Raw genomic sequence first — 15329 nt, 5'->3', positions numbered from 1 at the left:
AAAATAATTCGTTGTGCTGATATAAAAAATTAGCGTTTATATAATTAAAAAAGCCAAAAGTGTTATTAATACATTTTTGGCTTTTTGCTTTTTTAATATTAAAGGCGTTTAAATGCTTCTTTAATTATTTCAGTTAATGCTTCACGGTTATTTTTTTGAGTTGTAAAGCCTGCAATAGCAATTTGTTTTTCAGGCAAATAACAAGCAACAGAACCCCAATAACCTAGATGATAATAAAGAGTCCCTAAGTTCGTCTCTTCAGCCATCAATCCTAAACGATAATTTGCAGCACCAGTATGTGAGCCTTGCCATTTCATCTCTTTTAAGGTGGATGGATGTGCATACACTCTATCTTCAAAAAGATCTGCTGTGAATTTAGCTAATTCAAGCGTTGTCATCACAAGACCTCCACCACCAAAAGTATCCATTGAGGCATCAATGTGAGTACCTTCATGTTCACCGGCAAATTGTCTAGCGCGAATTTTCTTGGATATGGGTTGTGGCTCCAGACCTTCCCACCATGTTTGGGGTAAATCTAAGTCTTGAAAATGTAATAATTCACGAACTGCTGTAGCCATATTTTTTCTCATAAATTGAGAAAGAATATCGCCTAGTAAGATGTATCCAGTATCTGAATAAATAAAGCGTTTTCCAGCAGGGATAATGGGAAAACCTTGGTGAGCATAATGCGCGATCTGTTCTTCTCGAGTCCACTGATGGGTGGGGCTATTTATGACTTTCTCAAGGTAAGCTTCATTTGCGTGATCAAATAAACCACTGCTGTGGCTTAATAAATGGCGCAATGTGATAGTGTTAAGATCATACCCTAGCTCTAATAATGTCTGTTGATAATTAGTACTTAAATACTTAGTTATGTCATCATCAAGGGACAGAGCATCTTGTTCCCATAAACGTAAAAAAGCGGCTGCGAGAAAGGTTTTTGTATTGCTTGCGATCCGAAAAGGAGTATCTACAGTTAATTTTTTCAGGGTACTTTCATCGGCAAATCCATGTGCCATACCAAAAGGGTATTGAATGCCGGCACCTGTAATATAAATAGCACTCGCTGAGGGTAAGGCATGAAAAGCATCAGTCATTGATTGAACCATAGTTACTTCCTTATCTATCAGGAAAATAAATCAGTAAAAAGGGTGTACTTGGCACCCTTTATTTATTCTGCAATTATTCTTTATTTATTTTTTGCCACTGCTCGTAATTCTGTTACGGTTTTACCGCCTATTCCCCAGTTATCCGTTTCTACTTCATCGATCACAACGACTGTGGTTGCTGGGTTTTTGCCTAAGACATCAACCAAAAGTTGTGTTGCACCCGCAATAAGTTGTTCTTTTTGTTCGGCAGTTGCACCTTCGCGTGTGATTTTAATATTAACGTATGGCATTTTTTTTCCTTATTACGTTATTGATAGACGGTTAATGCAGGGAATTAACCATTGTAGTTTTATCATAAAATTAAGATGTTGATTGCGTTTCAGTCAGCTGTTCTTTACGCATATTTGGACCATCAGTGGCGATCCACGCGGCACAAAAGAGTGTTAATCGAGCAAAAAAGTAGAAGAAAGCCATTAAGCCTATTACCGAACCAAATGCGGCACCTGAAGGTGAGCTTGCTATTCTTGGTAGCATCCATGTCATTACGGATTTTAAAATTTCAAAGCCAATGGCGGCGATAAGCGTACCTTTCATAAGAGAAATACGTTTAGGTTGATGGCGAGGTAAAATCCATAATATCCACAAAAATAGTAAATAGTTTGCAGTAATGGAGATTGTTAGGCCGATGGTTGTCCATGCCGGCGTTAACCATTCAATGCCATCTAATCCTAAGGTATGAACAATCATTCTTTGGGCTGATCCCGCAACAGAAGTGAGTGTTATAGTGACAATTAACGCAAAGAGTAAGCCAATCAGCGCTAAGAAATCACGGAAATAGCGGAAATAGATTTTTTCTTGCTCTTCTTTGTTTCTTTCCCAAACAAGTCGTGATTGTGCCAAAATGGCCTGACGTAAGTTACCAACCCAATTAACACCAGAATAAAGTGCAATTGCTAAACCCGTTAAACCGACAGTTGTACGTTGACGAACAGCGGTATCAATACTTTGTTGAACGGTTGCAGCCAATGTTGGATCGTCGATACTATTTGCTACACCAGTAATTAATTTAGCGAGCAAATCGGGATTTGAGGCTAAAACAAAACCGGCACAGGCAAAGGAAAGCATTAATACAGGGATTAATGATAAAAATGAGAAATAAGTGATAGCGGCACCAAACTGATTTCCCATTCTATCAGTGAAGCGCTCTGCGGCACGAATAAGATGTGCAATAAAAGGAATATTGGTAATGAAATTACTAATTTTTATCCCAATACCGATGGCTTTTTTTCCACCATGTAATCCTTTTTCCAGCCCTTTTTTTAGTGGCTGAGTCAGTTGAGTTTTTTCATCTGCTGTTTTTTGTTGCTGCTCTTCTGACATATATCCTCTTTAATTAGATCAGTCCATTTTTAATAAATTAGTAGTATTACTATAGTTTCTACTCAAAAATAGCATAGCTTAATTTCTATTACATACCTTATGCTTATTGTAATTAGCCTCTGATTTAGATGATGTAATTGTTTGTTCTGGTTTAAGTGTAGATGATGAACTATTAAAAGGCGTGATCACCTTGTACTTAATTAAGAATACAAAACCAATACAGTAATTCTGAATTGGTTGAGTTTAATTAGAAAATGGCTACTCGTGTATTGTTCTATTCTGTATTTCATAAATAAATAAGGAGTAGGCATTGATTTATGATGATAATTATTTTGTCAGTAGATTTAATTCATCTTCAATAGCTTTTAATTCTGCTTTTTCTTCAGCCAATTTTCTTTCTTGTTTGGCGATTTTATCTGTATCACCTTTGAGTTGAGCTTCTTTTAATTCAAGTTCACGCTCTTTGACATCAAGTTGTTTTTCACGTAATTCAAGGCGCGTATTTTCAACCACTTTTTCTGGTGCGCAATAACGCTCAACATTTTGTAATGCTCGTTCTAAGCCTTGTAGGCGGTATTGATTACCGTGTGCTTTTGCATATTCCATCTGTTTTTGGATATTTTGTTTTTTAATCTCGCAGCCATTGATTGAGGTGTTGGCATACACACTGCTAACAGACAGTGTTAATGCAATTGCGGTAAAGAGTACTTTTTTCATTTTAATATCCTATCTAATCTTAAGTGAAATATAGGATTATCATAACGACTGAACACTAAGACACAACGTTTCTTTCGCTTTCAATGAAGAAGTTCAGCTTTTTCTGATACACTGAACTTAATCAAGCTTTCAGAGTAAATTCACTACTAAGCTATACTTATTTCTAACGGAAGATAAAGAATGCTGAGCTATCGCCATAGTTTTCATGCTGGTAACCACGCCGATGTTTTAAAACATATTGTTCAAACACTCATCATTGAGTCTTTAAAAGAGAAAGAAAAACCATTTCTTTATCTTGATACTCATGCTGGCGCTGGACGTTATCAATTAACCAATGCTCATGCGACTCGTACTGGCGAATATCTAGAAGGTATTGCACGCTTATGGCAACAAGATGAGGTACCAGAGCTTATTTTACCTTACCTTGAAGCCGTTGGAGAATTAAACTCAAATGGTGAACTGCGTTATTATCCTGGTTCTCCTTTATTGGCGGGAAAACTATTAAGAGAACAAGATTCTTTGGTGTTAACGGAATTACACCCAACAGATTACCCTCTATTACGCACAGAATTTTCTCGTGATCCGCGAGTGAGAGTTTCTCGCGAAGATGGTTTTGGCCAATTGAAATCTAAACTACCACCCGCAAGTCGTCGTGGATTCGCATTAATTGATCCTCCTTATGAGCTTAAACAGGATTATTCTGCTGTAGTGAAAGGTGTTGTGGAAGGTCATAAACGCTTTGCAACGGGAACATATGCGATTTGGTATCCAGTGGTTCATCGTCAGCAAATTAAGCGTATGCTAAAAGAGCTTGAAGCAACTGGCATTCGTAAAATTTTACAAATTGAATTAGCAGTAAAACCTGATAGTGATCAATTAGGTATGACGGCATCAGGTATGATTGTGATTAACCCACCTTGGAAGCTAGAGTCACAAATGAAATCAATATTACCTTGGTTACATAAAACATTAGTTCCTGAAGGTATTGGTCATACATCAGTTGAATGGGTTGTACCAGAATAAGCATCCTTATTATTGTTTTTGCCTATTACTGTAAAAGCTAAAATCTGACGTGCTATGTATTAAATTTTGTCATAATAGACTTTATGACATGAAAGACTTAGCCTGTGAGTTACCTATTTTTCTACAGATAAATGGATCAGAGAAATGACGAGCAAACATTACGATTATATCGCCATTGGTGGCGGTAGTGGCGGTATCGCATCAATTAATAGAGCAGCAATGTATGGCCAAAAATGTGCATTAATTGAAGCGAAAGCATTAGGTGGCACTTGTGTTAATGTGGGCTGTGTACCTAAAAAAGTGATGTGGCATGCAGCGCAAATTGCCGAAGCTATTCATCAATATGGCCCTGATTATGGTTTTGATACGACGGTTAATCGTTTTGATTGGGATACTCTTATCAGTAGCCGTTCTGCTTATATTGACCGTATTCATCAGTCTTATGACCGTGTATTAGGTAATAATAAAGTTGATGTTATCCAAGGGTTTGCTCGTTTTGTTGATGCGAATACGATTGAAGTCAACGGTGAGAAAATCACAGCCGATAATATTCTGATTGCAACAGGCGGACGTCCTGTTCAACCTAATATTCCAGGTGCCGAATATGGCATTAATTCTGACGGCTTCTTTGAGTTAAAAGCATTACCAAAACGTGTTGCTGTCGTTGGTGCTGGTTATATTGCAGTAGAACTTGCAGGTGTGTTAAATGCTTTAGGAAGTGAAACGCATCTATTTGTACGCAAACATGCCCCACTGCGTAATTTCGATCCATTAATTGTTGAAACTCTGCTTGAAGTGATGGAGAGCGAAGGGCCTAAGCTACATACTCACGCGATCCCTAAAGCGGTGATCAAAAATTCAGATGGCAGTTTAACGCTACAGCTGGAAAACGGCACAGAACAAACCGTCGATACTTTAATTTGGGCAATTGGTCGCGAGCCTGCAACCGATAACCTTAATCTGACAGTAACAGGCGTTGAGTTAAACGAAAAAGGTTATATCAAAGTCGATAAATTCCAAAATACCAATGTAAAGGGAATTTATGCTGTGGGCGATAACACTGGTGCGGTTGAATTAACCCCGGTCGCAGTTGCTGCAGGCCGTCGTCTATCAGAGCGTTTATTTAACAATAAACCTAATGAGCACTTAGATTATTCGAATATCCCTACGGTTGTCTTTAGCCATCCAGCTATTGGTACTGTTGGTTTAACAGAGCCTCAAGCCGTTGAGCAATACGGTGCTGAACAGGTCAAAGTATATAAATCTTCTTTCACCGCAATGTATAGTGCTGTGACTCGTCATCGCCAACCTTGCCGTATGAAACTTGTTTGTGTGGGAGCTGATGAAAAAATTGTCGGTATTCACGGTATTGGTTTTGGTATGGATGAAATGTTACAAGGTTTTGCAGTTGCACTGAAAATGGGGGCAACGAAGAAAGACTTTGATGACACTGTGGCAATTCACCCAACGGCAGCCGAAGAATTTGTTACCATGAGATAAGCGCATAATATCGCTTACTTTGAAATTAACATGCAAAAGCTAGAGTTTATACTCTGGCTTTTTTTATTGAAAATTTGTATTTATTCCTACTTTATTTTTAGTTCAACCTCTTTCTTTTCTATTTTTTCCTAAAAGCATATTCGTCTGCTTATTAACCACTAAACCAGTCATAAAGTGAAATAACTTATTTTGTAAAAAAAAGGTTATTACTCCGTCAATATCGACTTTTTATTTTATGCAATTGTGCGATAGGTTTTGCTCGTTTTGTAAACAAAAATTGACAGCTTTACATGTTATTTTGTATCAAAATGTTAATTAAAGAAATAATCATCTTTTTTATCAAAAATCTTATAATTTATAATTATATTCTTATATATCAATGTATAACCATCTTACCCTCAGAGAATGAATGTCTTTAATTGATGTTTTTTTATGAGAAAAAACGATTGAAGTAACCATATTGTATCTGTGGATATTGTTGTTGGTGGAAATGATTAACAAATAATTATAATTATTAACAATATAATGAACTATGATAATATCCAATTTTAAAGATACAAATTAATAACATTATAAATATAAATGGTAAATCCATTACTGAGGTAGAAGATGAAAATTTCAAGGAGAAAGCTGCTTTTAGGTGTTGGTGCTGCGGGCGTTTTAGCTGGCGGTGCTGCGTTAGTTCCAATGGTTCGTCGTGATGGCAAATTCGTTGAAACTAAATCTAGAGTATCATTTGTCGAAGGGACAGAAGGTGCTCTACCTAAAGAGTCTGATGCAGTGATTATCGGTGCTGGTATCCAAGGCATCATGACCGCTATCAACCTTGCAGAACGTGGCATGAGTGTCACTATTTTAGAAAAAGGCGAGATTGGCGGTGAACAATCGGGCCGAGCATACAGCCAAATTATTAGCTATCAAACATCACCAGAAATTTTCCCATTACATCATTACGGGAAAATCTTATGGCGTGGTATGAACGAGAAAATTGGTGCAGACACCAGTTATCGTACACAAGGTCGCGTAGAAGCACTTGCTGATGAAAAAGCGTTTGATAAAGCCCAAGCATGGATCAAAACAGCAAAAGAATCTGCAGGATTTGATACGCCATTAAATACTCGCATTATTAAAGGTGATGAGTTATCAAACCGTCTTGTTGGTGCGCAAACGCCATGGACTGTTGCTGCTTTCGAAGAAGACTCAGGTTCTGTTGATCCAGAAACAGGTACACCAGCATTAGCACGTTATGCTAAGCAAATTGGTGTAAAAATCTACACCAACTGTGCAGTAAGAGGTATTGAAACTGCTGGTGGTAAAATTTCTGATGTTGTAACAGAAAAAGGTGCAATTAGAACATCTCATGTTGTTCTTGCTGGTGGTATTTGGTCACGCCTATTTATGGGTAACATGGGCATTGATATTCCAACGCTGAATGTTTACTTATCACAGCAACGTGTATCAGGTGTTCCTGGCGCACCTCGTGGTAACGTGCATTTACCAAACGGCATTCACTTCCGTGAGCAAGCGGATGGTACTTACGCTGTCGCACCACGCATTTTCACAAGTTCTATTGTGAAAGATAGTTTCTTATTAGGACCTAAGTTCATGCACCTATTAGGTGGTGGTGAGCTACCATTAGAATTCTCTATCGGTGAAGACTTATTTAATTCATTTAAGATGGCAACATCTTGGAAATTAGATGAAAAAACACCGTTCGAACAATATCGCATTGCAACAGCAACACAAAATACTGAGCACTTAGATGCTGTGTTCCAAAGAATGAAAGCTGAATTCCCTGTATTTGAAAAATCTCAAGTTGTTGAGCGTTGGGGTGCAGTTGTTAGTCCAACATTTGATGAATTACCTATTATTTCTGAGGTCAAAGAATATCCAGGCCTAGTTATTAATACCGCTACAGTTTGGGGAATGACTGAAAGCCCTGCAGCCGGTGAATTAACGGCTGATATTGTAACAGGTAAAAAACCAGTTATTGATCCAACACCATTTAGAATGGATCGTTTTAAGTAGTAATTAACCCCTTGTTTTACTGTAGATTAAACATTTTAAGGAGTTTTCATGCGCTATAAAAGTTTACTTGTTGCCCTGCCTTTTATTTTTGGTGTAGCAAGCGCAAATGCAGCGGAGAATGTTGTGCATCATAAATTAGACGGTATGCCTATTTCAGAAGCAGTTGAAATTAATGCAGGCAACAATCTGGTTTTCTTAAGTGGTAAAGTTCCTACTAAGAAATCAGCAAATGCACCAGAAGGTGAATTAGCTTCTTATGGTAATACAGAAGAACAAACCATTAATGTTCTAGAGCAAATCAAAACTAACTTGAATAATCTTGGTCTTGATATGAAAGACGTTGTTAAGATGCAAGTATTCTTAGTTGGTGGTGAAGAAAATAATGGCACTATGGATTTTAAAGGTTTCATGAACGGTTACTCTAAGTTCTATGATGCTTCAAAGACTGATCAACTACCAGCACGCTCAGCGTTCCAAGTTTATAAACTGGCGAACCCTGCATGGCGTGTAGAAATTGAAGTTATCGCTGTTCGTCCTGCAAAATAAGAACGAGAGCTTTTACTCAATTTCGACGTAAAACATCATCAAATAAAACGCCAAAGAAGGGTAACTTTCTTTGGCGTTTTATTATGATATCGATATGTTATGGCGATGTGTCGATAAAATGTATTTTTATAAACATAATGGCGAAACATGTTTATGGTATCGACATGTTATGGTGATATGTCGATAAAACGTGTTTTTATAAACATAATAGCGTGACATGTTTATGGTATCGACATGTTATGGTGATATGTCGATAAAACGTGTTTTTATAAACATAATAGCGTGACATGTTTATGGTATCGACATATTATAGCTATATGTCGATATAAATGAGTTTTATAAACATATGAGTTGGTCTCCTAAAACACCCTATAACGATCTACCACTGTTACCACCAGATCTGGAACTCATTGAAACACGTGAAATATTAAAAGCGTGCATCAATGCGCGCTCAGCAATTGCTGAATTAAAAACAGCAGGAGAGTTAATTCCTGATCAGGAGTTATTGATAAATATCCTTCCAATATTGGAAGCAAAAGACTCTTCACGTATTGAAAACATTGTAACAACCAGTGATCAGCTTTTTCAGTATATTGATCATCAAGTCGGTGCTGATCCTGCAACTAAAGAAGCACTTCGTTATCGTACTGCTCTTTATGATGGTTATACTCATCTTGAAACTTATCCACTTTGTACCAACACAGCGATAGCAATTTGCACCAAATTACGCGCAATACAAACTGATATAAGAAAAACCCCTGGTACTGTATTACGTGATCAGAATAATCATGTGGTGTATACGCCACCAGAGGGTGAAGAGTCTATTCGTAATTTGCTGTCAAATTGGGAGCGTTTTATACACAATGAAGATGATTTAGACCCATTAGTAAAAATGGCTATTGCACATTATCAGTTTGAATGCATTCATCCATTCCCTGATGGGAACGGTAGAACAGGGCGAATACTTAATATTTTGTATTTAATTCAAAGCGGATTACTTACATTACCTATTCTTTATTTATCACGCTTTATCTTGGAAAAGCGTGATGATTACTACACGCTTTTACGTAAAGTAACCGAAGAAGGTGATTGGGGATCTTGGATACTATTTATGTTAAAGGCTGTTGAAAGTACATCTCAATGGACAACAAGTAAAATATTATCTATACGTAAACTTATGGAAGAAACAACTGATTATGTGTGTGAGAACCTTCCTAAAATATATACTTACGAGCTAATCCAAATTCTTTTTATGCAGCCATATTGCCGGATTGATAATCTTGTTCAACATGGTGTAGCTAAACGGCAAACAGCATCGATATATCTTAAACAGCTAGTTGAAATTGGTGTGTTGGAAGAAATGAGTGTTGGTCGTGAAAAGTTGTATCTCAATACCAAATTATTACAAGAGTTGAATCAATAATGTTTTTTATTGCCTCGATAACTTAGAGGCAATAAAGGAATAATTGATTTTATAATATATGCTTTAACTACTTTCACCTTGAATAAACTTCACTGGAATAACTGAGACGTTATCTGTTATTCCTTTATTCTCAATTAATGCACTAATCACTTCTACGCTTTTTTCAGCCAGTTGTTCAAAGGGCTGTTCAATACAAGTTAATTGGTGCAGTGTCTGATTTAGCCAAGGACTTCCATCGTAAGCAACGATTTTTAATTGTTCTGGAATGGTTATATTTCGTCTGGTTGCTTCATTAAATAATGCCATCGCAGGAATATCAGCAGCGAAAATAGCATCAATATTGGGATGCTGCGTCAGTATTCTTGTTGCAAAAGTATGGAAGTAATCTTTCTCTTCTTCTTTCCAATTTACTTTGCAGGGAATAGGTATAATACCTGATTGAAGAAGTGTTTCTTTAAAAGCTAAACAGCTTTGATAAGAAGGTGTTGAAGATAAATAGCTGGAATTATCTTCGATATAGAGTATTTTTTTGCAACTTTTTTGAATAAGGTGTTCTGCTGCTAATCGGCCACCAGTATAGTGATCAGAACAAACCAACGGAATATCACGAAGATGGCGGTCAAGTGTGACTACTGGTTTTTGAATATGCTGATATTCATTGTCATCCAATAGTAGATATTCTGCAATAATACCGTCAATCTGGCCTCGTTTGAGCATATCAAAAAATATACGTTCGCGTACTTTGCTATTTTGTGTAGCACATAACATCATGCTATAACCCTTTTCGGCGAGTTTATTTTCGATAAAACGAGTCACTGTCGCAAAATAAGGGTACTCAAGGCTATTAATAATGACGCCAACAACTGCACTCTTTTGTTGATATAAATTTCTTAGCCAAGTATCTGGAATATAATCTAATTCCTCTACTGCTTTCTTTATTTTTTCTCGTGCAACTTGAGACACATAACCACTGTTATTTAGTGCTCTTGAAACAGTGCTTGCGGCGACATTAGCTTTTTTTGCGACATCACGGATCCCGGCCATTGAATATGCTGTTGCTCCTTTCAATTAGTTGATTGTCTAATATATCTTAATCTGATTAAGACAAACCCCTCTTTAATGAGGTAATTGTGTTTTTTTAGTATGAGCTATTTCACATTTTAGTATGTTAATTACCTTATCCGCTATTTTAGTGCTTATAGTATCTTATATTAAATATGGAACAGTTCCATATATATTAATTACCTTAGTGAGGTGAATATGTCTAATAATTGGTGGAAAGAAGCCGTGGTCTATCAAATTTATCCCAAAAGCTATTACGATAGTAATGGTGATGGTATTGGAGATTTAGCAGGGATCACTGAAAAATTAGATTATATTCAATCACTAGGCACAAATGTTATTTGGCTATGCCCTATTTTTAAATCGCCTATGAAAGACAACGGTTATGATATTGCTGATTATTCCGTTGTTGATCCTATTTTTGGTGATAACAAGGCATTGGATAAACTGATCAGTGAGGCTAAAAAACGTGATATTAAAATTCTATTGGATTTAGTATTAAATCACTCTTCAGATGAACATCCTTGGTTTAAATCGGCAATCGAAGATCCTAATAGCCCTTATGCGGATTATTATATTTTTAAACAATGGAATAAACCGACTCCGCCTAATAATTTACGTACTTATTTTGACTGCTCTGTTTGGAGCCGAGTAGGAAATACTGACCGATGGTATTTTAATTCGTTTGGTCCAGAGCAACCGGACTTAAATTGGGAAAATCCACAATTACGTAAAGATATTATCGATATGATAAATGCCTGGATAAAAAAAGGTGTTGCTGGATTTCGTATTGATGCGATTGGTAATTTAAAAAAATCCCCTGAAGCCTTATCTGAATATCAATTTGAACCTGATAAAGATGATGGTTCCGCTTCTTTAGTGCCTTGGGTTCTGAATCAACCAGGAATTGATAAGTTTTTAACTGAATTAGTTGAGAATACTTTTAAGCCTGCGAACAGTATGACAGTTGCAGAAATTGATGTGCCAGAAAAAGATTTACGTGCTTATGTCGGCGAGAATGGTTATTTCTCTATGGTATTTGATTTTAGCATTGCCGATTTGGATATTCGCAATGAAAAGCCATTTACAATTAACCCAATTACCGGTGAAAGATTAAAACCTGTATTTATCAAAAGCCAATTAGATACTCAAAGAGTAGGGTGGGGAGCGCCTTATTTAGAAAATCACGATCAACCTCGTTCATTAAATAAATTTCTCCCTAAAGGTGCTATTAACCCCATTAGTGCCAAAATGTTAGCAACATTTTTATTAACGCAACGGGGCACGCCTTTTATTTATCAAGGGCAAGAGATTGGCATGACAAATTGCTCAATGACATTGGAAGAACATGACGATTTACATGTATTTAAATTACATGAATGGGGCAAGAAATTAGGTTATAGCGATAAGCAAATTATTGAATATTTTAATGAACGCAGTCGTGATAATTCAAGAACGCCTTTCCAATGGAATAGTGAGATCAATGGGGGCTTTAGTACAGGCAAACCATGGTTAAAAGTTAATCCTAACTATACGCAGATTAATGCAGAGCAAGAGACTAAAGATAAGCACTCTCTTTTCGCTTATTACCAACAATTAATTGCATTAAGACGACATTCAGAGATCAGCGATATTTTGATTTATGGAGAGTTTTTACCATTAAATTCACCAGAAAATGTGATTGCTTTTAAGCGTACTTATGAAGGCAACTCCGTCAATATTTACTGTAATTTTAGTGGTGAGAAAAAGTCATTAACACTTAAAGTAAAACAGGCATATCTGCATAACAGCCCAATAGTTGAAGATGAAAAAGGAAATCTTATACTTCAACCTTATCAGGCTATTATTTTTGCTTAATTTTCTTTATCTAATTGAAAACAAAGCGCCTTTATAGGGCGCTTTATGATTTGTGATTTTTATTTTGTGCTCTTTAGCCAATCTGCAATAAATTCTGCGATAGCCTCAGGTGCGTTGATATCTAGTAGTGGAAAATCGATACTTAAATCACAATCACTGGCGACGGCAATAACGTGCTCATCAAGTAAATCATTAAAATCACGCTCGTTGATATGGCGATAAAGTGCAATTTTAGGAATGGTTTCGCCTTTAAATCCTTCGACTAAGATTAAATCTAGTTTACTCGTATCAAAACGAGAAGCGAGGTAATACAAATCTAATTCTGGCAAATCAGGGGTTTCTGTCATCAATGCCCAGCGTTGTTGGCTTGCAACTAATGTCTGGTCGGCGCCTGCTTTTCTGAGTTCATAGCTGTCTTTTCCAGGCTTATCCACATCCATATCATGATGAGTGTGTTTTATCATCCCCACACGTATCCCTCTTTTACGTAATTGAGGGATCAGTTGTTTTAGTAACGTTGTTTTACCAGTTCCACTCCATGCAGTGATCCCTAAAAGAGGTAAATCGAGCTGTGCCATATTTTTCATTCCTATTTTTTTAATTGGTTGGCTTTTGCAATATCGTCAGGGGTATTTAAGTTAATAAAAGCACTGGCTTGATCTGCAAATAAAACGGGGTGTGCATTTATCTGTTTCATAAACAGCATTAATTTTCGATCACCTTGTGCTAAATAGGCTTCTAGCATAGGAATAATGCTACGATTTAATAGTGCTAGTGTAGGGTGCTCTCTTTCACCATCATCAACATAAACAGCCAAAGACTCTCCTTTTTGTTCATAGAGAGTCTCAACCAAATTGAGTGGAAAATAAGGCACATCACAAGGCACAAAGGCAACCCATGGTGTGGATGCTTGTTTTAATAGTGTTAGCATACCGGCCAAAGGGCCGGAAAACCCTTCTATTTCATCAGTAATAACAGGATATTGGCTCTGGCGATATTGCTCTAGATTTCGATTAGCACTAATCAATATGCTATCAACTTGAGGTGCTAGTTTTTGGGCAATATGGAGGTATAAAGGTTCTCCATGTAGAATTTGTAGCCCTTTATCCGCACCACCCATTCTAGTTGCTTGGCCTCCAGCGAGTATACCACCTGTAATATTCTTCTTTTTCATATTCAATATTTGTGAATAAATTGGCTAAAATTTACGAACGATTTTTATCAAGCAAAGACGATATACTAATAAAAAGTCTCGGCTTAGTGAGATTTCATGTAAAGCAACAGCAATTTTTATCAAAAAAGCGTAATCTTTACGCATATTGACAGAGGTTTCCTTTTTCTATCAGATAATAATTGGTACTTTGTTGTTGTCATTAATAATAAGGATTTTTTGTATGAAATGTCACCGTCTTAATGAAGTTATGGAATTACTGCATCCAGTTTGGGAAGAGAATTCTGATTTAAACTTAATTCAATTATTGCAGAAACTGGCTAATGAAGCGGGTTTTAAAGGTCAATTATCTGATCTGACTGATGATATTTTGATTTACCATCTGAAAATGCGAGGTTCAGCACCGACAGATGTTATACCTGGGCTAAAAAAAGATTACGAAGAAGATTTTAAAACCGCTATTTTACGCGCCCGTGGTGTAATTAAAGATTAAGTTCAGGATAGAAAATGGAAATATCTGCCTCATTTAATTTTCAGGGACTTTCACCTGATAACATTTGGGATGCACTAGTTAAAATTGGTTTTTATCCTGAATCAGGGTTAACTGAATTAAATAGTTATGAAAATCGTGTTTTTCAATTTATGGATGAACATAGACAGCGTTATGTGGTGAAATTTTATCGCCCTCAGCGTTGGTCATATGAGCAAATAAAAGAAGAACATGAATTTGTTTTAGCATTAAAGGAAGCTCAAGTATCAGTTGCAGCCCCTTTAATCATACATAATGAGACAGTCCATCTTTCTGATGACGGGTTTTATTTTGCATTATTTCCTAGTATTGGTGGAAGGGCATATGAAACGGATAACTTATTTCAACTAGAAGAAGTAGGACGCACATTAGGGCGCATTCATCAAATAGGTAGAAAAAAGAGTTATCAGTATCGCCCGACCCTTTCTATTGCAGAATATCTGATGGCACCAAAATTAGAATTTGAAAATAGTGCATTAATTCCTAATAGCCTCAGGCCTCAGTTTATTGAGGTGATTGATAAACTTATTCATGAAGTGAGTCCTCGAATAGAAGACTCCACATGGCAAATATTACGACTACATGGGGATTGCCATCCCGGTAATATATTGTGGCGTGATGAAGTTGTAATGGTTGATTTTGATGACTCTCGAATGGGAGCCGCAATACAAGACTTCTGGATGTTATTAAATGGTTCAAAGCAAGAGCAAATTATACAATTAGATACAATCCTTGAGTCTTATTATGAATACCAAGATTTTGATTTACGAGAATTGTCATTAATTGAACCACTAAGAGCGATGAGAATGGTGCATTATCTCGCATGGGTATTAAAGCGCTGGAATGATCCGGCCTTTCCAAGAGCTTTTATTTGGTTTCAAGAACAAGATTTTTGGTTTAAACAATTAGCCTTATTCAAGGGACAAGTGGAGCAGTTAAATGAGCCTCCTTTACAACTTAGCCCAATGTATTAATTCTTAGGAG

15 protein-coding genes are annotated in these 15329 nt (G+C 36.6%); 8 read left to right on the top strand and 7 right to left on the bottom strand.

Annotated features, from left to right (window positions below; all coding sequences use genetic code 11):
• Positions 1–98: 98 nt before the first annotated feature.
• From LG402_RS19245 to LG402_RS19230, 4 genes are all read right to left on the bottom strand, one after another.
• Positions 99–1109 (bottom strand): serine hydrolase domain-containing protein, encoded by a 1011-nt coding sequence (locus LG402_RS19245; protein WP_227336144.1) that lies wholly within the window; start codon positions 1107–1109, stop codon positions 99–101.
• 80 nt (positions 1110–1189) lie between these two features.
• A complete protein-coding gene (locus LG402_RS19240) occupies positions 1190–1399 on the bottom strand; it encodes a 2-hydroxymuconate tautomerase family protein (protein WP_109408944.1) in 210 nt (69 codons plus the stop codon).
• A 70-nt stretch (positions 1400–1469) separates the two neighbouring features.
• Positions 1470–2489, bottom strand: coding sequence for an inner membrane protein YhjD (yhjD, locus tag LG402_RS19235; protein WP_109408943.1), 1020 nt, complete (start codon positions 2487–2489; stop codon positions 1470–1472).
• Positions 2490–2816: 327 nt separating this feature from the next.
• On the bottom strand, positions 2817–3206 hold the full coding sequence (locus tag LG402_RS19230) for a DUF1090 domain-containing protein (RefSeq protein WP_227336143.1): 390 nt from the start codon (positions 3204–3206) through the stop codon (positions 2817–2819).
• 180 nt (positions 3207–3386) lie between these two features.
• Between LG402_RS19230 and LG402_RS19225 the strand changes: the two genes are divergently transcribed.
• The 5 genes from LG402_RS19225 (at position 3387) to fic (ending at position 9726) form a co-directional block, all read left to right on the top strand.
• Positions 3387–4229: a 23S rRNA (adenine(2030)-N(6))-methyltransferase RlmJ gene (locus LG402_RS19225; RefSeq protein WP_166539101.1), complete on the top strand. Its 843-nt coding sequence runs from the start codon at positions 3387–3389 to the stop codon at positions 4227–4229.
• Positions 4230–4373: 144 nt separating this feature from the next.
• Positions 4374–5729 (top strand): glutathione-disulfide reductase, encoded by a 1356-nt coding sequence (gorA, locus tag LG402_RS19220; RefSeq protein WP_227336142.1) that lies wholly within the window; start codon positions 4374–4376, stop codon positions 5727–5729.
• A 609-nt stretch (positions 5730–6338) separates the two neighbouring features.
• On the top strand, positions 6339–7757 hold the full coding sequence (locus LG402_RS19215; RefSeq protein ID WP_166539099.1) for an NAD(P)/FAD-dependent oxidoreductase: 1419 nt from the start codon (positions 6339–6341) through the stop codon (positions 7755–7757).
• Positions 7758–7805: 48 nt separating this feature from the next.
• The gene (locus LG402_RS19210) at positions 7806–8303 is read left to right on the top strand and encodes a RidA family protein (RefSeq protein ID WP_072068788.1); all 498 of its coding nucleotides are present in this window, start codon (positions 7806–7808) and stop codon (positions 8301–8303) included.
• Positions 8304–8649: 346 nt separating this feature from the next.
• A complete protein-coding gene (gene fic, locus LG402_RS19205) occupies positions 8650–9726 on the top strand; it encodes a protein adenylyltransferase Fic (protein WP_227336141.1) in 1077 nt (358 codons plus the stop codon).
• Positions 9727–9789: 63 nt separating this feature from the next.
• Here the strand turns inward: fic and LG402_RS19200 are convergent, their stop codons facing one another.
• Positions 9790–10770: a LacI family DNA-binding transcriptional regulator gene (locus tag LG402_RS19200; RefSeq protein ID WP_227336140.1), complete on the bottom strand. Its 981-nt coding sequence runs from the start codon at positions 10768–10770 to the stop codon at positions 9790–9792.
• A 216-nt stretch (positions 10771–10986) separates the two neighbouring features.
• Here LG402_RS19200 and LG402_RS19195 point away from each other — a divergent pair, with 216 nt between their 5' ends.
• Positions 10987–12645, top strand: coding sequence for a glycoside hydrolase family 13 protein (locus LG402_RS19195; RefSeq protein WP_227336139.1), 1659 nt, complete (start codon positions 10987–10989; stop codon positions 12643–12645).
• Positions 12646–12704: 59 nt separating this feature from the next.
• Here LG402_RS19195 and mobB read toward each other — a convergent pair whose 3' ends face one another.
• Both mobB and mobA read right to left on the bottom strand, forming a co-directional pair.
• The gene (mobB, locus tag LG402_RS19190; RefSeq protein ID WP_227336138.1) at positions 12705–13223 is read right to left on the bottom strand and encodes a molybdopterin-guanine dinucleotide biosynthesis protein MobB; all 519 of its coding nucleotides are present in this window, start codon (positions 13221–13223) and stop codon (positions 12705–12707) included.
• Between the two features lie 11 nt (positions 13224–13234).
• Positions 13235–13819 carry a molybdenum cofactor guanylyltransferase MobA gene (gene mobA / locus LG402_RS19185; protein ID WP_227336137.1) on the bottom strand — a complete coding sequence of 195 codons (585 nt, stop codon included), beginning with the start codon at positions 13817–13819 and terminating at the stop codon, positions 13235–13237.
• Positions 13820–14039: 220 nt separating this feature from the next.
• Here mobA and LG402_RS19180 point away from each other — a divergent pair, with 220 nt between their 5' ends.
• Together LG402_RS19180 and LG402_RS19175 are read left to right on the top strand one after the other, a co-directional pair.
• Positions 14040–14309 (top strand): YihD family protein, encoded by a 270-nt coding sequence (locus LG402_RS19180; protein ID WP_109408934.1) that lies wholly within the window; start codon positions 14040–14042, stop codon positions 14307–14309.
• Positions 14310–14323: 14 nt separating this feature from the next.
• Positions 14324–15319 carry a serine/threonine protein kinase gene (locus tag LG402_RS19175; protein WP_109408933.1) on the top strand — a complete coding sequence of 332 codons (996 nt, stop codon included), beginning with the start codon at positions 14324–14326 and terminating at the stop codon, positions 15317–15319.
• The last annotated feature ends 10 nt before the right edge of the window (positions 15320–15329 follow it).

It is taken from the genome of Proteus sp. NMG38-2 (assembly GCF_020640995.1).
GTDB lineage: Bacteria > Pseudomonadota > Gammaproteobacteria > Enterobacterales > Enterobacteriaceae > Proteus.
The sequence above is the reverse complement of the archived record's forward strand: the minus strand, read 5'-3'. Positions and strand labels throughout refer to the sequence as shown.